This is a genomic window from Moritella sp. 36, assembly GCF_018219415.1.
GTDB lineage: Bacteria > Pseudomonadota > Gammaproteobacteria > Enterobacterales > Moritellaceae > Moritella.
Genome location: NZ_CP056120.1, coordinates 494,893 through 516,206, shown reverse-complemented (window position 1 = coordinate 516,206; position 21,314 = coordinate 494,893). Strand labels below are relative to the sequence as shown.

The following is a 21,314-nucleotide window of genomic DNA, read 5'->3' as shown; positions in this document are numbered from 1 at the left end:
AACAATTAATCTTTAGGCAGAAAAAAGCCCTGTTAATCAGGGCTACTTTAATTATGCATTATTTATGGTCATTCACGATTATTGACTAACGCTTAACTCATCATCAACTACACTTATCTTAATCGATTTACCAGGTACTACCTCTCCCGCTAAAATAGCATTGGCTAAGCGATTTTCAACCTGCTTTTGCAATACGCGCTTTAGCGGCCGAGCACCAAATAAGGGATCGAACCCGGCGTCAGCTAATTTTGCTAATGCACCAGGAGTAATCGACAAACTATAACCGAGCTGTTTTAATCGCGCCTCTAATGACTTCAACTGAATCGCAGCGATCTTCTCAATGTGATTACGCCCTAACGGGTGAAACACCACAGTATCATCAATACGGTTGATAAACTCAGGACGGAAGCTCTGCCCCAGTAACTCTAATAGGCGTAATTTCACCGTATCATAATCATGTTTACCGTATTCTTCTTGAATAATATCCGAGCCTAAATTAGACGTCATAATAATAACCGTATTACGGAAATCAACAGTACGTCCCTGCCCATCCGTTAAACGACCATCATCCAATACTTGTAATAGAATATTAAAAATATCCGGATGGGCTTTTTCAATTTCATCCAGCAAGATCACTGAATAAGGTTTCCGACGTACCGCTTCCGTCAGGTAACCCCCTTCTTCATAACCGACATAACCCGGAGGCGCACCGATTAATCGCGCAACTGAATGTTTTTCCATAAACTCAGACATGTCAATACGGATCATGGCTTGGTCTGAATCAAAGATAAAATCGGCTAAGGCTTTGCATACTTCGGTTTTACCGACACCCGTAGGCCCCATGAATAAAAAAGATCCCATCGGACGGTTTGGATCAGCCAACCCAGCACGGCTACGTCGTATCGCATTGGATACCACGCTAATCGCTTCGGTCTGACCAATCACCCGCTGATGTAAGTTATCTTCCATCGCAAGCAGTTTTTCTTTTTCGCCTTCCAGCATCCGGTTAACCGGGATCCCTGTCCAACGCGATAGAATGTCAGCAATTTCGGCTTCACCAACCTTATGCTTTAGCAAGGTCATATCTTGCATTTCGGCTTGGGCAGCTAAATCCAATTGCTTTTCTAACATAGGAATAGTGCCGTATTGCAGCTCTGACATTTTGTTTAAATCGCTAGCGCGTCTGGCCATATCCAATTCAACACGGGCTTTATCTAACGCTGATTTTATGTGTTTAGTACCAGAAAGCGCTGCTTTTTCAGTCCGCCAGATCTCATCGAGATCGTTAAATTTATCCTGCTTCTCAGTCAATTCTTCCGCAATCGTCGATAAACGTTTAATACTGGCTGAATCATCTTCTTTTTCCAGCGCCTGCTGCTCAATTTTAAGTTGGATAATACGACGTTCTAACTTATCCAAGGATTCTGGTTTTGAATCCATCTGTAAACGAATAGACGATGCCGCTTCATCAATCAAATCAATTGCTTTATCAGGTAATTGACGATCGGAAATATAACGATGAGATAAGGTCGCCGCCGCCACAATCGCCGGATCAGTAATATCAACATTGTGATGTAGTTCATAACGTGATTTTAAACCACGTAAGATGGCAATGGTGTCTTCAACACTTGGCTCTTCAATCAGTACTTTTTGAAAGCGACGTTCAAGCGCCGCATCCTTTTCAATGTATTGACGATATTCATCCAAAGTGGTCGCACCCATACAATGTAATTCACCACGGGCTAATGCTGGTTTAAGCATATTACCAGCATCCATCGCGCCATCACCTTTACCAGCGCCAATCATGGTATGTAGTTCATCAATAAACAGAATAGTTTGGCCTTCGGTTTGCGCCAGCTCTTTGATCACTGACTTTAACCGCTCTTCAAATTCACCACGATATTTGGCACCCGCAATCAACGCGCCCATATCCAGAGATAGCACACGTTTATTCTTTAGCCCTTCCGGCACTTCACCATTTACAATTCGCTGTGCTAAACCTTCCGCAATCGCGGTTTTACCCACCCCAGGTTCACCAATTAATACTGGATTATTTTTAGTGCGGCGTTGTAATACTTGGATAGCACGACGGATCTCGTCATCACGGCCAATCACAGGATCCAGCTTACCGACTTCGGCACGTTCAGTTAGATCTAAGGTATATTTTGTTAAAGCTTCACGTTGTTCTTCTGCGCCTTGGTTATCCACTTTGTCACCACCACGGATCACATCAATTGCATCTTCAATACTTTTACGTGTACCACCCGATTTTCGTAATAATTGCCCTAACCGCCCTTTATCTTCAACTGCCGCAAGCACAAACATCTCGGAAGAAATAAATTTATCTTTACGTTTTTGGGCATATTTATCGCACAAGTTTAATAACATGTTTAATGCAGACGATAGTTGAATATCACCTTGGGTACCTTGCACCTGTGGTAAGCGATCAAGTTCGTCATTCAGCTGCCAGCGCAGTGAATTGGCATCAATGCCTGCGGCTGTCAATAATGGGCGAATGGAGCTATGGTCTTGGTTTAATAACGCGATCATCAAGTGTATAGGGTCGATAAATTGATTATCTTTACCCAGAGCAAGTGACTGCGCATCAGAAATAGCCATTTGGAATTTAGTGGTAAGTTGATCTAAGCGCATAACAATCTCCTATCAGTCGTGGCTATAATTATAGTCGTTTAATTGGCTGGGAACATTTAGTAAGGCACTAAAACCCATAATTATTATTTGGGGATTATTTATTGAGATTCAAGGTAAATCAAACTTGCCTGGCGACCCGTTTGGTTATCTCGTCGATATGAATAGAATAAATCAATTTCGCGGTAAGTACAGTGGTCACCACCGTAAATGTCAACCGCATTAACCGTTAACGCTTGTAGACGTTGACGCGCTAATAAATATAAATCCGCTAACCATTTATCACCATCGGCAATAAACGCGCGGCTTGCTTTTGGATCATGTGCAATAAAGGCATCACGTACTTCACTGCCTACTTGAAAATATGCTTGGCTGATTGCTGGACCTAACCACACTAATAGTTCATTTGGTGTAGCAGTAAGCTTCGCAATAGTATTTTCAATAATACCATCGAGTAAACCACGCCAACCAGCATGAATAGCAGCAACTTGCGTACCCGCTTTATCGCAAATTAATAGCGGTAAACAGTCTGCCGTCATCACTAAACAAACTTGCCCCGTCATCTGTGTTACAGACGCATCAGCAGCAGGAAGTTGATTCGTATTGTGGGATTGCCCCACTAAACTAACAACCTCGGTACTGTGGGTTTGATTCAACCAATATGGCTGCTGCGGTAAACGAGCAGCGGTCATTAACAACTGCCGATTTTGCCACACCAACTGACTGTCATCTTGCACATGCAAACCTAAATTTAGTCCTGCATAGGGCACATGACTAACCCCACCCTCACGAGTAGTGCTTAGCGCCTTTATATTATCCGGCGCGGGCCAGTTTGGTTGAATAAAACGAGGCATAATCAATGATTAACTGATGAAATCATCAATCATGTTTAACGCAGTATCTTCACGTAGGATATGAATTAATGTATTCATATCAGACGGACGTTCTGCGCGCCACATCATCATTTCCCCTGTTACTGGGTGCTCTAATTTCAACATGCGAGCGTGTAGCGCTTGGCGGCCGAAACCACGTAGTGCTAAGACTAATGTATCAGTTGCATTACCCGGTGGCTTTGGACGACCAGCATACACAGTATCACCAACGATAGGATGCATAATATGAGTCATGTGTACACGGATTTGGTGAGTACGACCTGATTCAAGACGCAGTCTTAATAACGTATGTGCACGGTATTTTTCAGCAACACGGTAATGTGTTTTTGCTGGCTTACCCAGTGGACGAACAGCCATTTGCGTACGTTTAGTTGCGTGACGACCGATTGGCTCATCAACAAAGCCACCCGCAGTCATAGTACCTGATACAACAGCTTCATATTCACGCGTAATACGACGAGCCTGTAGTGCAGTTACTAAATGCGTTTGTGCTGGAATTGTTTTCGCAATAACCATCAAACCCGTTGTGTCTTTATCTAGACGGTGAACAATACCAGCACGTGGCACGTCAATAATGTCTGGATAATGGAATAGTAGTGCATTAAGCACTGTACCATCAGGGTTACCTGCACCTGGATGCACAACAAAACCAGCTGGTTTGTTGATAACAAGAATGTCATCGTCTTCATACACGATATTAAGTGGCAGATCTTGTGGCTCGTAACGAACTTCTTCGTCAACTTCAGCGTTTAAGATAATTTTATCGCCGAATTGCATTTTTTCACGTGCTTTAACGACAACTTTGCCATTTAAGTTAACAAATCCTGCAAGAATCCATTCTTTCAGACGTGAACGAGAATAATCTTGGAACATCTCGGCTAAAACTTGGTCTAAACGTTGACCGACTTGGTGTTCTGCAACGACTGCAGAAAGTTCTATATGTTGGCTCATAGGTAGCAGGGACCCTCTTCGGTCCTAATTTTCAGTATAATTACAGGATTCAGGCTATTTTAGCCTTTTATTTTGCTGTAGCATATTGGCTACGTAACTATTTTTCGCATTAAGCAATTTGGAATTTATCCAACCTAATGAAAAAATCAATAAAATTAGCAATAAGTCTATCGCTCGCACTGGTTGTGGCAACAGGTTGTTCTTCAAAATCAGAACCGACTGTACCGGATAAACCAGCCATCGAGCTATACAGCATCGCTCAACAATCGTTACAAGCGGGTAATTTTGTTTCCGCGATTGAAACGCTTGAAGCGCTTGATACACGTTATCCATTTGGCCCGCACACTGTACAAGTGCAGTTAGACTTGATCTATGCTTACTACAAGAATAGTGACACAGCACAGGCATTGGCCAATATAGATCGTTTTATTCGCTTAAATCCAAGCCATAAAGACATAGACTATGTCTACTATATGCGTGGACTTACCAATATGGGCGCGGATTATAACCTATTTCATGACCTATTTAATATAGATCGTTCAGATCGAGACCCAAGTTATGCAAATGCAGCCTTCAATGACTTCACGCGCCTGATCAAACGCTACCCAGAAAGTGAGTATGTGGCTGATGCGCAAAAGCGTGCGATTGCAATTAAAAGTCGCCTCGCACGTTATGAATTGTCGGCAGCTGAATATTACATGAAACGTAAAGCCTACATAGCGGCGATCCAGCGTGCACAGTATATTATCGATAATTTTGCAGATACAGAGTCACGAACTGGCGCATTAAAAGTAATGATTAAAGCGTACGACATTTTAGAACAGCCAACGCTTAAAGCTAACGCCGAAAAGATCTTAGCAGTTAACGCGGATTAATGATCTACGCACCTCGCTAACGATTATTAAGGCTAAAAATAAAATATAAAAAAACGGCGTCTATGTAAATAGACGCCGTTTTTGTTTTCGATTACCGTATGCAAGTAATCGCCAGTTCACACAAATTGTAGCTTACTTGTGGTATTGCTTACTCAATTCGCCAACCGCTTCGATGAATACACCTGCTTTTTCAGGTTCAACATCTAAATGGATACCGTGACCTAAGTTCATCACGTGACCATTGCCTGTACCAAAACCAGATAAGATCGTGCTTACTTCTTCACGAATACGTTCTGGTGATGCATAAAGCATTGAAGGGTCCATATTACCTTGCAGTGCAACCTTATCACCAACACGGGCTTTAGCTTCTGCAATATCAATTGTCCAATCCAGACCAATCGCATCACAACCTGTTGCTACGATCTGCTCGATCCATTGACCACCGTTCTTAGTGAACAGCGTAACAGGCACTTTACGGCCATCGTTAAAACGCGTTAAGCCATCAACAATTTTGTGCATGTACTGCAGTGAGAAATCTTTGTAATCTCGTGGCGATAATACGCCGCCCCAAGTATCAAATACCATCACAGACTGTGCGCCCGCCGCAATTTGTGCGTTAAGGTAAGTGATCACTGAATCCGCTAACTTATCTAATAATAAGTGTAGCGTTTGTGGTTCAGCAAATGCCATTTTCTTAATTTTAGTGAACGTTTTAGTACCGCTACCTTCAACCATATAAGTAGCTAACGTCCACGGGCTACCAGAAAAGCCAATTAACGGTACTGAACCATTAAGGTTTTTACGAATAGTACGCACCGCGTTCATTACATATTGTAATTCGCCTTCGGGATCTGGAATACCGATCTTATCAACATCAGCTTTACACGTAATAGGTCGCTCAAATTTAGGACCTTCACCTTCTGAGAAATACAGACCTAAACCCATCGCATCAGGAATGGTTAAGATATCTGAAAACAGAATAGCCGCATCAAGTGGAAAACGGCGTAATGGTTGTAACGTTACTTCACAAGCAAGTTCTGCATTCTTACACAGCGACATAAAGTCACCAGCTTCAGCACGCGTTGCTTTGTATTCTGGTAAATAACGGCCTGCTTGGCGCATCATCCATACTGGTGTTTGGTCTACCGATTCTTTGGCTAACGCACGTAAATAACGATCATTCTTTAACTCGCTCATATCCTTTCCTGAATTGCGGCTCTAATATGGCGTGATTGTAACATTATTCAACAATTGACAAAATATATGACGCCATTTTCACCGTTAATTTAACAACAAGTTGATCATAACAGGGGATTAACGCCAAAATATAAAAAAATAGGCCAAGATTACTGACTGAGCGAAGAAAAAAACAACAGCTTTAAATCGCCTATAACGGCTTACTCATCTATGTTTCAATTAGCGCAATTAATTTACGCAATTAGTACTAATAGAATCAGAGACCTTAATCACAATTAATTAACAAGCTCTCGATACAAAACCAAAAAGCAGTCATAACAAAGGCTTATATGCTATGATTAGACATACAACAGTTTAAAATCAGTAATCGTCCTTTAGTAGATAAATCTATTACTGTGGTGCTAATTAATCAGGTTTGACCAGATAAAATAGTGTTGACGTTTTACGGTAAAAAATTTAGTAATAGGAAACCTTATTTTTTTAAGGGTACATGGAGTAAGTCATATGTTAACCAAATTAGAACAAGCGCAACAAGCTTGGGGCGGCACGCACAACGCCATCGATCATTGGCTAGAAGAGCGACAAGAACTGATTGTCGATTATTGCAAACTCGAAGGCTTACCCCCATTTGAAAAAACCGCCACATTACCCAGCAAAGATGAACTGCAAGCCTTTTGCCAAATATTAATTGATTATTTATCTACGGGTCATTTTGAAGTTTATGACCAAATCGTATCTCAATGTGCAGAATACAGCGTAAAAAGCCTTGCCCTCGCACAAAAAATACAACCTAAGATAGTGTTAACCACAGAAGCATTACTTGAATTCAATGATAAATACGCCGAAGCAAATCAAGATGACGACACTCTCCTCCTATCTTTAGATGAAGATATGTCAAAAATCGGAGAGCTATTAGAACAACGCTTTGAGTTAGAAGATAAATTGCTGTTTACCCTAGCGACTTATCACCGCGAAGTTGTCGACGCAGAATAAGTTCTGTTCATTTGATTTAACTCCAGCCAATAAAAAACCCATTCACATCGTCAGATATGAATGGGTTTTTATTTAACAGCAGCAACCTAAAAATAGGAAACTGCATTGTTAATATTAGTTTTATTACTTATCTTGACCAGCAATTTCTAATAATTCAACTTCAAATACTAATGTTGAATTTGGTGGAATATCTGCACCCGCACCTTGTGCGCCATAACCTAATTCAGATGGGATGTATAATTTATACTTACTACCCACGTTCATTAGCGCCACACCTTCAGTCCAACCAGGGATCACACGATTAAGTGCGAATGTTGCTGGTTCGCCACGTTCAACAGAGCTATCAAAAACGTTACCATTTAATAATGAGCCAGTATAATGCACAGTTACCGTATCACTTGGTGTTGCTTTCTTGCCTGTACCCGCTGCTAGCACTTCATATTGAAGACCAGATTCAGTCGTGGTGATACCTTCTTTTTTGCCATTTTCAGCAAAGAAGTTTTTTGCATCCACTTCTGCTTTTTCGCTTTCTATACGTGCAGCTTCAGTTGATAGCGTATTCATTTTCTCGTCATACGCTTTTAATACAGTCTGTAATTCTTCATCAGATAACTGCGTGGATTCGTTTAACGCATCAGTAATACCTTGAACGATGATTTCCTTATCTAATGGTGCACCTAGCTCTTCTTGACGCTTAAGGGGTGCTACCAAGTTACGTGCAACGATTGAACCGATTGCATAAGCCGCTTGTTGATCTTCAGTGTATGCTTTAATGTCTGTTACTTTTTCTGCTGGAGCTTCTTGTGCTTCTTGACCACATGCCGCTAACAGAGATACTGCTGAAGCGAGTACCGTTACTTTAAAAAATTTTTTCATCGAAATACCTAATTAAAATAATGCAGTGTAATTCCACAACTACGTTCTAAGTTACTTATACCTAATAACTACTTAGTATTATCATAACTATTTGATGCTTCCATACAAGATATTAACAACTATAAATGTAAAAAATGATAAATCATCCAACTTTACTTAATTTTACATCCTATCTAGCCTAGTATTTCAGCTCAAATAAATCGACATTACATGTTAAACTTAGTTCATAAAATTACAGCCATAGCGGAAAAACATGGAAATTCAGCAATTAGAAGAACGAGTTTGTGACTTAGAGATGAAACTAAGTTTTCAAGACGACACTATCGAACAACTAAATAATGCCATTATTGATCAGCAAAAAATACTTGAAGATCAAAAAGTACAGCTGACTTTTTTAATTAGTCGTATAAAAACAATGCAAGTGGGCAGTGGATTAGCAAGCGAAGCAGATGAGACACCACCACCGCATTATTGATACGTGAATGGCTGTGGTTGCTGAGAGCAAAAATAGCAGATTATTTATTATAAATAATAAAATGCCAGTCACAGTAACTGGCATTTTGCTTTTAATTAAACCGAAATTTAATTGTTATTATGGGTCATCGATAATCAATAACCGACCCCCAAGACCACTAACGACTAGTGACCGCCGCAGCAACCGTCTTTTTTCTCTTCTTTTGGTTCTTCAGAACCACAACAGCCGCCTTCATGATCATGGTCGTGTCCGTGGTCATGACCACAGCCGCCAGCGCCATGAATATGACCATGCTCTAGTTCTTCTTCAGTTGCTTCACGAATACCGATAACTTCACCGTTAAATTGCAGTGTACGACCCGCAAATGGGTGGTTAGCATCAACAACGATAATGTCGTCTTCAACAGCCGTTACGATAACAGTACGGTGACCAGCATCAGTGTCAGCACTGAATGCCATACCCGGTTCAACGCCTTCAACACCCTCGAATAACTCAGCAGGTACTTCTTGAACAAGTTCTGGATCATAGATGCCGTAGCCTTGTTCTGGCTGGATAGTTACGTCAAATTCGTTACCTACTGCTAGGCCTTCTAATTCAGCTTCAAGACCAGGAACAAGGTAACCAGAACCCATTAAGAATTCCAGTGGTTGTGAATCACGCGTATCATCGATAAGCTCGCCTTTATCGTCTGTTACTGCGAAGTGTAGTACTACTACTGAGTTTGCTTCAATAAACATATCTATTCTCTTCATTCCTGATTAACTATATATGGTTGTCTTTAAACAAGGCTATTGCTTAAAAACACCAATCATTTGTTCAAAATCGCGGGTGGCGGTACTCACCTCTCCATCGGCTTGCGCTTGGGTATAGCCACAACTGACACATTCAATTGTTTCTACCCCATTAACTTGAAATAGCTGGATCACATCTATTTCATTGCACGTCGGGCATTTAGCGCCGGCGACAAAGCGTTTTTTCTTCCGTTCAACCACTGCAACCTCCCAGTCATTTACGATGTAAGTTAACTTAAATCATCAGCGTATCCTTGCTGATAATTGGTCTATTACCATCGTTTAACTATAAGTGTACTTTATTCTTAGTACAAATTTCAAAGTTTAACATTTTAAACTGCGCATAAATCCGCTAAAATTGCCGCAATTATAGTTACTAATAGCCCTCATATGATCATAGCTAGCGATATTGAACTTCTGCGTGGCGGCAAGCCGCTTATTACGAATACCAGTGCCAAAATCAATCCAGGTCAAAAGGTTGGTTTAGTCGGTAAGAATGGTTGTGGTAAATCCAGCCTATTCGCCCTTATTCGCCATGAAATTAGTTTGGATAACGGTAGCCTAACCTATCCAAGCAGCTGGCAAGTCTCGAGTGTGAAACAGGAAACGCCCGCGCTTGATCGTAGTGCCCATGATTATGTGCTGGATGGCGACACTGAATTCCGTCAATTAGAAGCTGGTCTTGCACAAGCTGAAGCAGCGGATAACGGTAATAAAATTGCAGAGTTCCACGGCAAGCTAGATGCGATTGGTGCTTACAGCATTAACGCCCGTTGCTCTGAACTGTTATCGGGTTTAGGGTTTACAGAAGACAAACAACAACTACCAGTACAGAGTTTCTCGGGTGGTTGGCGTATGCGTTTAAACTTAGCACAGGCACTGCTATGTCGTTCTGACTTATTGCTACTTGATGAGCCAACCAACCACTTGGATTTAGATGCGGTTATTTGGTTAGAAAAATGGTTAAAACAGTACGATGGTACATTAATGCTGATCTCACATGATCGTGATTTCCTCGATGCCATTATTACTAAGATCATTCACGTTGAAGACCAAAAACTAAACGAATACACAGGTGATTACACCTCGTTCGAAAAACAACGTGCCGAGAAACTATCACAACAGCAATCTATGTTTGAAAAGCAACAGCGTGAAGTTGCTCACATGCAAAGCTATATCGATCGTTTCCGCTACAAAGCATCAAAAGCTAAACAAGCACAGAGTCGTATTAAAGCGATGGAGCGTATGGAGCTTATTTCTGCGGCTAATGCCGATTCACAGTTTAGCTTTAGTTTCTTAAAGCCCGAGGCCCTGCCACTACCGTTGTTAACAATGGAAGACGTATGTGCAGGTTATGGCGAAACCTTAATTCTAGATAACATTAAATTGAATCTCGTCCCGGGCAGTCGTATTGGTCTACTCGGTCGTAACGGCGCGGGTAAATCAACACTGATTAAATTATTGTCTGCTGAAATGGAGCCGATTAGAGGCACACTCGAAGTTAACCCTAATTCAAAAGTAGGTTACTTTGCCCAGCACCAATTAGAATTTTTACGCTTAGACGATACGCCACTGCAACACATGGTTCGTCTAGCACCAGACAAAACAGAATTAGAGCTACGTAAATACTTAGGTGGTTTTGGTTTCATCGGTGAAAAAGCGTTAGATATTGTGCGCCCATTCTCGGGTGGTGAAAAAGCACGGTTAGTATTAGCGCTGATCGTATGGCAAAAACCAAATCTATTGCTGCTTGATGAACCAACCAACCACTTGGATTTAGAAATGCGTCACGCGCTGTCAGTCGCCCTGCAAGGCTTCGAAGGCGCAATGGTTGTAGTATCGCATGATCGTCACTTATTACGCTCTACGACCGATGAACTGTATTTGGTACACGATAAGCAGGTATTACCCTTTGATGGTGATCTCGATGATTACCATCGCTGGTTAAGCGAACAACAAAAAGTTGAGAAACAAGCTACACAAGTAGTGAATACAGGCGTCAACAGTGCACAAGCAAAGAAAGATCAAAAGCGTAAAGCCGCTGAACTGCGTAAGTTGACACAGCCAGTACGCAAGCAAATCGAAAAACTAGACAAACAGCTAGAAACCTTAGGCGACAAGTTGACTGCCGTTGAAGCACAACTCAGTGAAACCAGTATTTATGAAGATCAAAACAAAGCCAAGCTAAAAACCGCATTAGGCGAGCAAGCGAAATTTGTTGTGGCGATTGAAGACGCTGAGACCACTTGGATGGACTTGAACGAACAGCTTGAAGAGATGATTGAAGAAAGCGAACACGCTTAACCTATGTAGTAAGTAGAGGCAGATGTTATACCTGCCTCTACTGTCATTACAACGTCACTGATAAAGTCTTACCTAAGCGGCTACTTTCCATAGCTAGTTCAATTAATTTAATATTCAACAACGCTTCTTCTGCTGTTACCGGTGGTTTGGTCTTTAATCGAATCGCATTAGCCATTGTAAGAAAATACTGCTGATAACAACCACGCTCCGTTGTTATTATCTCAGCATCATCAGCGCTATATAGACAACCGTATTGTTCAGCGGTTTCATCAGCCCAGCATGCATCGACAGGTAATACACCCGCAACTAAACGCGCTTCTTGTGGATCTAATCCATATTTTTCATAACTACCTTTCGACCCCTTAACGCTGAAACGTTTATTTGGACCAGCACTGAATAGATCTGCATGCAGGGTTGTCACTTGATTAGGGTAATGCAGTACAAGATTAAAATAATCTACGTTCGTTGAACCATCTCGCATTATTAAACATTGAGCGGTGATCGCATCTGGCACACCAAACAATGCCAACGCTTGATCAAGCAGATGTGGGCCTAAATCAAATAAAATACCGCCACCATTAGCTGCTTGTTCGCGCCAGCGTTGACGTACTGCAGGCCGGAAACGGTCAAAATGAGATTCAAAACTCTTCAGTTCCCCAATACGATCGTCTTCAATTAATTTTTTAACGGTAAGGAAATCACCATCCCAACGACGATTATGATAAACACTCAGAACAAGCCCTTTCTCGACGGATAATTTGATTAATGCTTCACCATCAGCAATATTGGTGACAAAGGGTTTTTCGAGAACAACATGTTTGTTATTTTCTAAGGCCTGTTTTGCTAAACAAAAATGCACATCATTCGGCGCAGTAATAATAACAAGTTCGGCATCAGAGTTCGTAAGAAGATCATCGGCTGTCGTATAATGAGCTACGGTAGGAAAATCAGTAACAACCGCATCACGCAGGCTACTGCTAATCGCAACTAACTCAAAGTCAGGCAAGCTAGTAATAAAGGGGATATGGAAAGTTTTTGCAGAAAACCCATAGCCGATAACGGCTGTTTTAATCGGTGCTAAAGCCATAGTTATTAACTCTTTATTTATGAAGTAACGGTACGTGTACATCGAATCAAATCGTAATTTAATGTATGTCTATTTGCACGATAAAGTTACACGTGATACCTAAATAAAAAAGTTATAGCAAGAATGTACAGCGGAACTAATCCTATGATAACAAGCCCCGCTTTAAATTATAATGTCTCTCAATGGTTCAAAATAGGCGTTTCCATTGTTCGGTATCGACGAACCACCTTTCTTCATAAATTTTGTCGCCTTCAAATCTGAATAAGACGGATAATGCAGAGAATTCTATCTTATTTGATTTCCACTCAACGATTGAGACAACTTCATTTTTTCCTTCAATCTGACGAAGTTCTGTGATCTCGAAACCAGGTGGAAGTAAGCCTCCCAGCTGGTCTAGCACAGTACGAAACGTCGTCAGCCCTCTCACAATATTCTCCTGTCCCGGCATTATGAATGTAATATCATCCGTGTAATCAGCGACTAAGGTATCAAAATCACCTGCGTCAACGGCATCCCAACCACGCTGTACTATATTAGATAGTTTCATTACGGTTGCCTTCTATATATTTTAATCATTTAACTATAGAAGGTATTTAATCATACTGCTCTAGGCTTTATCAGATAAACAATCTACAAAGGTCGACATACCCAGCATATGCAACTACTTCATCATCACTAAATATGAAATTATGATTTACAACTGTGCTAACCAGCCTTTACTGTAACCTTGATATTGCTTGGTCTGTAATAGCTGTAAATTATCTTTCGCTTGTGCTTTTTTACCTTGTTCAATCTGACTGACGGCTAATAAAAAACGCCATTTGTCAGCCATGAGTAAGGTCTTTTTATCATCGCCCTTAACACCATGAACCAGCAAAGCTGCATACGCTAATTCCGCTTCTGACCAACGTGCTTCTAAATACAATAACTGCGCTTGCTGTTGGTCATGTTTGGCTAACTTAATACCTGCGTCAGCAGCCTGTGCTAAAACAATAAGTGCCATGCTGCGTTCACGCGCCATTAACCACGCATTACTCAAGCCTTTAAAATAAGCGCTATCTTGCTGCAATAATTTATTTTCAGACCCTTCTAAATACACAGCTGCGGCCAATCGAGGCTGTTGTTGCTGTAGATATAGCGAAGCTAATATGCGATAACCTTGAGCGGTGAGAAAACCTCTATTACGGGTGATCGCCAATGTCGATAACGCGGATTTATTCTGCTCTAAAGTCAGGTAGCTATACGCTAATCGTTCCCAATAATCTTTTGCATTAGGGAAGTCCACGACCGCAATTTTAAGGTACTTATTAAGCTGTTTGTCCTGATCTAAACGCTGTAACAAAGCTAATAACAATTGCAGGTAAGATTCATTTTTGGGTACTAATTGATAAGCACGTTTTGATGGCGTAAGGGCGGCTGTTAGCTTGTCTTGTAAATAATAGGCTTGCGCTAATAATGCGGCATTACTGGCTTGTTTGGTTGTAGTAATTTTATATTTGGCGCGTTGTTTGTCATCAAGTTTGTCCACCAGCATAAACCAAGCATTAAGGTGCTTTGCGACCACGCTCCACGACTTAGTTGCTTGTCCTTTCGTCGTAACAGCGTCTGCTGCTAATGATGCGGCTAACTGCGCAGCCAGTTGTTGGAATGTCAGTTGTTGCTCAAGTTCGAGCGATAAACCTAATAACTGATTCACCACCTGGTAGCCTTGCTGATAATCTTCCTGCATGAACAGAACTTGCAGCTGTAAATTACTGGCCAGTAATTGACGTTCTATCGAGTGTTCACGCTGCTGCTGGTAAAAATCAGTGATATCTTTAATCAAAATATTGTTAGATTGAACCTTGGCTTTACTTTGCTTATCGTCTTGTGCAGACATTTTAGTAAAGGCTGTTGTTAAGCTAATATAACGACTATATACCGACGCGGGGACTTGCTTCGCGTTTGCGTTAGTCATTGAAAGCAATAACAATAAAAACATCAAGCATAACGAAGTACCAGATAGCAAGGCTGAACAATGCTGTTTCACTCTAATTAAGTTCAAAACCCATTCTCCATTTTTTCCACACCTTAGTACCGATAGGGGCTTTTTCAAACTCCCAACGACGCACCGATTTACGCGATGTTTTAGCAAAGTAACCACGTGGTTTTTCTTCGATAACCTTAATCTCTTCTGCACGACCATCATCATTAATCAAGATATGTAACACCACATACCCTTCAATCCTGAGGCGTTTGGCTTTATACGGATATTGCGGTTCAGTTTTACGTAATATTTTTGCAAAACCAATTTCAGGTTTACCAGTAGTCGCTTGTACTGCAGTCGCCACTACAATGGGCGTGACCTCGGCTTGGGGTTGAATATAACTCGTGACATCAACAAATTGTGGTGAGACATCAAAAGTCGGCACCGCTAACGCTGGTAAGGTTATATTACTGTTTAAATTAATGTTCTGCACATCGAAACTCGGCTGTATCGATTGTGGCAGTGCGACCATATCTTGCTGTGGTTTCGGCTCTGGGATCACCTCTAACTCAGGAGTAATATCCTGCTCTTCCACATTCGAATCAGTGAACTGACGAAAGTTAATCGTGATCGGATCGTTCACTGGCGCTTTATTCCCGCCAATAGTGAGAGAATAAATTAATGCCGCTAAACTAATATTAACCAGTACTGCCAGTACAAGCGCGATTAAACGAAAGCGTTTACTGCCCCGCTGTTGCAACTGCAACATTGTCCACCCCAGCTAATCTAATTTGATCTAATACTTCAATTAAACGACCGGTATCAACCGTGCGATCGGCATTCAACATCACTGAAGTATGATCACCACTACTCAAGGTCTTTACTCGGCTACGCAATTTGCGGATATCAACGGGTTCGCCTTCAATCCAAACGCCATTTTCAGCATCGATAGACACAACTAAACTCACAGACCCTTGCAGATCATTCGTCGCGCCATCGGGACGTTGAATATCAATCGCATTCATTTTATTAAACGATGCAGTCACTAAAAAAAAGATAAGTAAAATAAACACCATATCAATCATAGGTGTTAAATCGACAGTGAGCGTGTCACTATTATTTCGGCTAAATCGCGTTCTCATTTATATCCCTTTAACAACTAATTTTTGGGCCAGATCTAAGGTCAATAAATTCGCCCGTTTGTTCAAACTGTGACAAAAAAACAAACCAGATAACCCCGTGACCAGCCCCGCTAACGTAGTTAATAATGCTTGGGCAATCCCACTGTTAAATAACTCCGATACACCGAGACTGTCAGACAACACGGCAAAATTATCAATCATGCCATCGACTGTGCCCAGTAACCCTAATAAGGGTAAAACCCCGGTTAAGGTTTTAATAAAAATAAGCTTACGAGTGAGCCGACTTTGTAATTCAGAAATAAAACCATCGCGCACCGCGACTGCCAGTAAATGAGATTGGCCTTGCCATTGCACCCATTCACCTTGGTAGTGTTGAGACAATGCAGGATATTGCAATCCATACTGTAAATAGCAGCGGGCAATCGTCCACCACATCACCACAGACAACAACATAATAACCCAAAAGATCACCGATGCATTGCTAAGAAAATCCATAAACCCAGACATACTTACACGTTACCTATCGCTTGCTGCTGATGAGTCATTACTCGAGGCTCTGCTTCATTGGCATATAAGCTGAGACGCTGTTGACGTTGCGCTAATAAACCTGCACTTTGATGTTCTATCACATGTAAGATACTGTCACTTTTACTCATTAATAAACTGTGTAATAACATCAGTGGTACAGCGGCAATCAAACCAAACTTAGTGGTTAACAAAGCTTGAGAAATACCACTTGATAGCACTTGTGGATCGCTGTTGCCATAAGCGGTAATGGCTTGAAATGTTTCAATCATCCCCGCCACAGTACCTAATAACCCGAGCAGTGGTGCGATAGTCGCCAGTACAGCGATCGATCCTAATCCTTTACGACATTCAGGTAATTCAGCCAAAATCGCTTCATCAAGAAAACGCGCTAATTCATCAGTATTACTGTGTTCGTGACGCTCGGCAACACCGATGATACGGCCGAGTGAGTTATTCGTCAGTTTATCTAATTGTTGTTTTTGTAATTCTATTTTCTTCGCTTCGCGCGTCAGAACCAACAGTCGGAATAAACCGATTATCATACCGATAATACCCACAGCGACAATAATGCCACCGACAACACCCGCGTCAGAGAATATCTGCCACCACGCGCTAGTCTGTGCTGCACGTGCTAATAATGCACCATCGGATGGATCAATCAGCGTACTAACAAAACCTTCAGACGGTTGTGAAAATGCAGCAATACGTGCCGCCATATCCGTTGTGGTTGGCGTTAATAATTGATAACTTTCACTGCCAGCTTGGTATAACAATGGACCCTGTGCTGTAAACGCGGTGAAACCTGCGATTTGCGTAACAGCTAAGGTTTTTTTACTACCATCGGCCATAGTCACTAACATATCCGCAGTCGTCACTTTACTGCTCGCGACCATTTGTTCGGTAAACAATAACCATAAGTGTTTAATAGCAACCAGATCCGGTTCGTAGTTTGCTTCACTGTACGGAGACAGTTGTGTTGCACGTCCTGGCAGTGTTGCACTTAATGGACTTTTATTTAATTGACCACGTAGGTCCTGACTGGCACGGCGGAATTCACTGAACACTTTATCCAGATCAGACTTTTCACTATTGGCCAATTTTTGTTTGGCTAAAATCAGTTTGTTATTGCCAGCAATCGTATTTTGTAACTGAGTCATTTTTTGTTGTAACGCTTGGTTACGCTTAGCTTGTTTCGCTAAATTGGCTTTTTGCGTCGCTAAATTACTTTTAAAACGCGTTAACGCTTCATTATCTATTTTGGTTTCTGCCACATTACTTTGCTGAACTTGCTTTAGCAGGTCATCCAGTGGTGTGGCGTTGACGTTGAACATCAACAAACTAGTGGCAATAATAACGGCGTTACAACGTGTAGACAGAGTACTAAGCACACCCCTAAGTAGAGAGATAGTTATAGTCATTATAGCGCCTCCTGCTGTTGCGTCACTGGAACCGTGTGCGCCTTTAATAAAGATGTTTCTAATAAAGGCAGTGCTAATAACGTCGGTACGGTTTTGTTATCCGCGACGTCATAAGCTTGCTTAACTCTGGCTAACCAGCTGGCTGGTAATGTTAACCAAGTACGGCTGCTGTTATCCCAATAGCCTGCATTGTTATGATCTGGCGTCAGGTAATATAAAGCCACCCGACCAACGCGGATAAGCTGTACGGTTTTGTCCGCATCGCTTAATGGCAATTGTGCTTGCCATGTTTCGATGGTGTCGCCATATTCAGTTTCGATTTGGTAAGCTTCGAGTATTCGGCGATATTTATCCGCAACACTGATATTAGGGTTATTTAATAAACGATTGAGTTCAGCTAAACGTAATTGACGTTCTTGCCATAAGAAAGGGATATCTTGTTCGACAAACAGGGCCAGTACTTGCACCATTTCTTGCATTAACGGGGTCAGTTCCATCCGCGTTTCACGGACATTCGCCATGTTCTTTTCTAAACCGATTAATAATTGCTGCTGTTGCGAGACCTGCTTGTCTAACTGTGCTGTATAAGCGGTCAATACTGCATTTTCACGTAACAAAGCGCGGTATTCACTGACTGTTTCACTGGTTTTGTCATCGAGATCAGCAATATTCTCCTGAGTACGTTGTGCTTGCGCCTGTGATTGCTGCTTGCTATCAATAATATTATCAAGCTCGCTCGTTGCGGGTGCGGCCTGAGCAGGCATCATTAATGTACCTGCAAGTAACCCAATTGACCAAATTGCTGAATAGTTCATGTTATTCCACTACGACTAAATATGAAGTAAGAGTTAGAGAATTATAAATAGAAAAATCTAAATGAGAATCATTGTATTTAAGATGACTGTATTTAGCAAACAATTAGAATAAATATGTTAATATTAGGCAAATTATTGGTAGATACAACGTAGAGCTCAATTATGATTATTCCATATCAACAAATAGATAAGAATACGCTAAATACATTAATCGAACATTTCGTACTACGAGAAGGTACTGATTATGGCCCCCTCGAGATGTCAATGTCAGAAAAAGTATGTCAAGTAACCAAACAACTTGAAAGCGGTGATGTGGTCATCGTTTACTCTGAATTACATGATAGCGTGAACATCCTAGCCAAGAGCGAAGTTCTTAAAAATCCACAATAATCGTGCAAATTTTATACTTGATCTGAAAGCATTAACCTCGTATAACATAGCTCTATTTCCTTAAATTCAACTAGTTGGTCGATCAAATGTCAGCAAAACATCCTATCATTGCTGTGACAGGTTCATCAGGCGCTGGTACATCTACCACTAGCTTGGCCTTTGCACACATGTTCCAGCAAGAAAACATCAAAGCGTCTTTTATCGAAGGCGACAGTTTTCATCGTTATACCCGTCCCGAAATGGATGTGGCAATCCGCAAAGCCCGTGAACAAGGTCGGCATATCAGCTATTTTGGCCCTGAGGCCAATGATTTTGAGTTACTGGAAAGCTTTTTTCAAGACTATGGGCGTGAGGGCAGCGGTAAATACCGTCGTTACCTGCACTCGTTTGACGAAGCCGTGCCGTATAACTTAATGCCGGGTACATTTACCCCTTGGCAAGATATCGAAACGGGGACTGATCTTTTATTCTATGAAGGTCTACACGGCGGGGTAGCAACCAAAAACAATGACGTAGCTAAACATGTTGACCTGTTGATCGGCATGGTGCCAATCGTCAACTTGGAGTGGATCCAAAAATTAGTCCGAGACACTGAAGATCGTGGTCACTCTCGTGAAGCGGTAACAGATTCTATCGTGCGCTCAATGGACGATTACATTAACTTTATTACTCCACAGTTTTCACGCACCCACATTAACTTTCAGCGTGTGCCGTTAGTCGATACCTCAAACCCATTTAGTGCGACAACGATCCCAACCTTGGATGAAAGTTTGGTGGTGATCCGTTTCCAAAGCGTAAAGAATGTCGATTTCCCTTATTTGCTAACCATGATCGATGGCTCGTTTATTTCTGGTATCAATACCTTGGTTGTACCTGGCGGAAAAATGGCACTGGCGATGGAGCTTATCTGTGCGCCATTAATTCGTCAGCTATTAGTTGAAGGTAAAATTAGCTAATTCAAAAATTAATTTGTTCAGTGATTAAATACAAAAAGGGAGACGCTGACTAACAGCATCTCCCTTTTGTTTATCTGGGCTTATTAGCCTAAATGTCCGTGATTAAAGCGCCAAAAACACGCTAATAAATAGCGGTGATGACAGGCTTAAAATAAAACCACTAACAATGGCAAGCGGTACATAACCATTTCCACCTGATTTTTGGATCATTGGCAAGGTAAAGTCCATTGCCGTCGCCCCCGCATAACCAATTGCAGTGGATGGGTACAAACGAATCAATGATGGAATGATTAAAATAGCCACCAGCTCACGGCCTAAATCAATAATAAACGCCGCACCACCAAATACTGGCGATAAGCCATCTGTAATCAAAATACCCGATAACGAATACCAACCGAAACCCGATGCCAAGGCCAAACCATTCGTTAACGGTATCTCGAGTAACAAGGCTGCAGCCAACCCACCAACCCAAGAACTCAGTATCATCACTACCGCAATTTTGATACCCCAAGTATTAAGTAAAATTTCGCGTAATTGCATTCCACTATTACGTAATTGACAACCGATAAACAGTAACAGCAATACCAATGCGCCTTCACTGATTGCATCAATCTCAATCAGTTCTGAAGAAACAAATAAACCCAATATAAAACCAGCAGCAATAACACAAATTAACTGTAGTGATTCTAAAATAAGATGCCATTTACTTAATGACTCCCCTTCTCCCGCTATCGTTTTCGTTAAACGTTTATCCAGTCCCCACAATGCCATTAAGTTCGCGATTGACACACAACTGAGCACCGTAAAACTGTATAATCCGATATTCTGGATATTTTGCGAAAAATTATCCAGATGCGATAAGCTAATTCCCATCAAAAACAAGATCACGTAGATCATTTTATTGGTGCAAACATTAATCCAATGAATATGTTTTGCTTGTTTTAATTCGACAAGATAGCCCAGCACCAAGGGTATGATAACAATGAGAAAACCTGAATACATCTTAAA

General features: G+C 41.4%; 22 protein-coding genes. 6 read left to right on the top strand and 16 right to left on the bottom strand.

Features of this window, described 5'->3' with window-relative positions:
• Positions 1-78 precede the first annotated feature (78 nt).
• The 3 genes from clpB to rluD all read right to left on the bottom strand — a co-directional run bounded on the left by clpB (position 79) and on the right by rluD (position 4,493).
• Positions 79-2,652, bottom strand: a complete 2,574-nt coding sequence (clpB, locus tag HWV03_RS02400; RefSeq protein WP_211678312.1) for an ATP-dependent chaperone ClpB — start codon at positions 2,650-2,652, stop codon at positions 79-81.
• Positions 2,653-2,750: 98 nt separating this feature from the next.
• Positions 2,751-3,506, bottom strand: a complete 756-nt coding sequence (pgeF, locus tag HWV03_RS02395; protein WP_211679954.1) for a peptidoglycan editing factor PgeF — start codon at positions 3,504-3,506, stop codon at positions 2,751-2,753.
• 6 nt (positions 3,507-3,512) lie between these two features.
• Entirely contained in the window at positions 3,513-4,493 is a 981-nt protein-coding gene (gene rluD, locus HWV03_RS02390; protein ID WP_211678311.1) for a 23S rRNA pseudouridine(1911/1915/1917) synthase RluD, read from the bottom strand.
• 137 nt (positions 4,494-4,630) lie between these two features.
• Between rluD and bamD the strand changes: the two genes are divergently transcribed.
• Entirely contained in the window at positions 4,631-5,368 is a 738-nt protein-coding gene (bamD, locus tag HWV03_RS02385; RefSeq protein WP_045111887.1) for an outer membrane protein assembly factor BamD, read from the top strand.
• A gap of 132 nt (positions 5,369-5,500) precedes the next feature.
• Here the strand turns inward: bamD and hemE are convergent, their stop codons facing one another.
• The gene (gene hemE, locus HWV03_RS02380) at positions 5,501-6,565 is read right to left on the bottom strand and encodes a uroporphyrinogen decarboxylase (RefSeq protein WP_211673930.1); all 1,065 of its coding nucleotides are present in this window, start codon (positions 6,563-6,565) and stop codon (positions 5,501-5,503) included.
• 504 nt (positions 6,566-7,069) lie between these two features.
• Here hemE and rsd point away from each other — a divergent pair.
• A complete protein-coding gene (rsd, locus tag HWV03_RS02375; RefSeq protein WP_211678310.1) occupies positions 7,070-7,558 on the top strand; it encodes a sigma D regulator in 489 nt (162 codons plus the stop codon).
• Positions 7,559-7,681: 123 nt separating this feature from the next.
• Here the strand turns inward: rsd and fkpA are convergent, their stop codons facing one another.
• The gene (gene fkpA, locus HWV03_RS02370) at positions 7,682-8,434 is read right to left on the bottom strand and encodes an FKBP-type peptidyl-prolyl cis-trans isomerase (RefSeq protein WP_211678309.1); all 753 of its coding nucleotides are present in this window, start codon (positions 8,432-8,434) and stop codon (positions 7,682-7,684) included.
• A gap of 253 nt (positions 8,435-8,687) precedes the next feature.
• On the opposite strand from fkpA, the gene HWV03_RS02365 reads away from it, so the two are divergent.
• Positions 8,688-8,909, top strand: coding sequence for a SlyX family protein (locus HWV03_RS02365; protein WP_045111891.1), 222 nt, complete (start codon positions 8,688-8,690; stop codon positions 8,907-8,909).
• A gap of 164 nt (positions 8,910-9,073) precedes the next feature.
• Here the strand turns inward: HWV03_RS02365 and slyD are convergent, their stop codons facing one another.
• Positions 9,074-9,646, bottom strand: coding sequence for a peptidylprolyl isomerase (slyD, locus tag HWV03_RS02360; RefSeq protein WP_211673927.1), 573 nt, complete (start codon positions 9,644-9,646; stop codon positions 9,074-9,076).
• Between the two features lie 51 nt (positions 9,647-9,697).
• Positions 9,698-9,901 carry a YheV family putative zinc ribbon protein gene (locus HWV03_RS02355; RefSeq protein ID WP_045111893.1) on the bottom strand — a complete coding sequence of 68 codons (204 nt, stop codon included), beginning with the start codon at positions 9,899-9,901 and terminating at the stop codon, positions 9,698-9,700.
• A gap of 189 nt (positions 9,902-10,090) precedes the next feature.
• Between HWV03_RS02355 and HWV03_RS02350 the strand changes: the two genes are divergently transcribed.
• Positions 10,091-12,004 (top strand): ABC transporter ATP-binding protein, encoded by a 1,914-nt coding sequence (locus HWV03_RS02350; protein ID WP_211678308.1) that lies wholly within the window; start codon positions 10,091-10,093, stop codon positions 12,002-12,004.
• 46 nt (positions 12,005-12,050) lie between these two features.
• On the opposite strand, the gene HWV03_RS02345 is transcribed toward HWV03_RS02350, so the two are convergent.
• From HWV03_RS02345 to HWV03_RS02310, 8 genes are all read right to left on the bottom strand, one after another.
• Positions 12,051-13,091 (bottom strand): oxidoreductase, encoded by a 1,041-nt coding sequence (locus tag HWV03_RS02345; RefSeq protein WP_211678307.1) that lies wholly within the window; start codon positions 13,089-13,091, stop codon positions 12,051-12,053.
• Positions 13,092-13,278: 187 nt separating this feature from the next.
• Positions 13,279-13,638 (bottom strand): nuclear transport factor 2 family protein, encoded by a 360-nt coding sequence (locus HWV03_RS02340; RefSeq protein ID WP_211678306.1) that lies wholly within the window; start codon positions 13,636-13,638, stop codon positions 13,279-13,281.
• A gap of 147 nt (positions 13,639-13,785) precedes the next feature.
• Entirely contained in the window at positions 13,786-15,135 is a 1,350-nt protein-coding gene (locus tag HWV03_RS02335) for a hypothetical protein (RefSeq protein WP_211678305.1), read from the bottom strand.
• On the bottom strand, positions 15,122-15,826 hold the full coding sequence (locus HWV03_RS02330) for an energy transducer TonB (RefSeq protein ID WP_211678304.1): 705 nt from the start codon (positions 15,824-15,826) through the stop codon (positions 15,122-15,124). The genes HWV03_RS02335 and HWV03_RS02330 overlap by 14 nt, the downstream gene beginning before the upstream one ends.
• Positions 15,798-16,199: an ExbD/TolR family protein gene (locus HWV03_RS02325; protein WP_211678303.1), complete on the bottom strand. Its 402-nt coding sequence runs from the start codon at positions 16,197-16,199 to the stop codon at positions 15,798-15,800. The genes HWV03_RS02330 and HWV03_RS02325 overlap by 29 nt, the downstream gene beginning before the upstream one ends.
• Positions 16,200-16,706 (bottom strand): MotA/TolQ/ExbB proton channel family protein, encoded by a 507-nt coding sequence (locus HWV03_RS02320; RefSeq protein ID WP_211678302.1) that lies wholly within the window; start codon positions 16,704-16,706, stop codon positions 16,200-16,202. It abuts the gene before it with no gap.
• Positions 16,707-16,708: 2 nt separating this feature from the next.
• Entirely contained in the window at positions 16,709-18,145 is a 1,437-nt protein-coding gene (locus tag HWV03_RS02315; RefSeq protein ID WP_211678301.1) for a MotA/TolQ/ExbB proton channel family protein, read from the bottom strand.
• A complete protein-coding gene (locus HWV03_RS02310) occupies positions 18,145-18,960 on the bottom strand; it encodes a DUF3450 domain-containing protein (protein WP_211678300.1) in 816 nt (271 codons plus the stop codon). The genes HWV03_RS02315 and HWV03_RS02310 overlap by 1 nt, the downstream gene beginning before the upstream one ends.
• A 162-nt stretch (positions 18,961-19,122) precedes the next feature.
• On the opposite strand from HWV03_RS02310, the gene HWV03_RS02305 reads away from it, so the two are divergent.
• Together HWV03_RS02305 and HWV03_RS02300 are read left to right on the top strand one after the other, a co-directional pair.
• The gene (locus tag HWV03_RS02305; protein ID WP_211673917.1) at positions 19,123-19,350 is read left to right on the top strand and encodes a YheU family protein; all 228 of its coding nucleotides are present in this window, start codon (positions 19,123-19,125) and stop codon (positions 19,348-19,350) included.
• Between the two features lie 86 nt (positions 19,351-19,436).
• Positions 19,437-20,306 carry a phosphoribulokinase gene (locus HWV03_RS02300; RefSeq protein WP_211673916.1) on the top strand — a complete coding sequence of 290 codons (870 nt, stop codon included), beginning with the start codon at positions 19,437-19,439 and terminating at the stop codon, positions 20,304-20,306.
• Positions 20,307-20,408: 102 nt separating this feature from the next.
• Here the strand turns inward: HWV03_RS02300 and HWV03_RS02295 are convergent, their stop codons facing one another.
• Positions 20,409-21,308, bottom strand: coding sequence for a lysine exporter LysO family protein (locus tag HWV03_RS02295; RefSeq protein WP_211678299.1), 900 nt, complete (start codon positions 21,306-21,308; stop codon positions 20,409-20,411).
• Between the last annotated feature and the right edge of the window lie 6 nt (positions 21,309-21,314).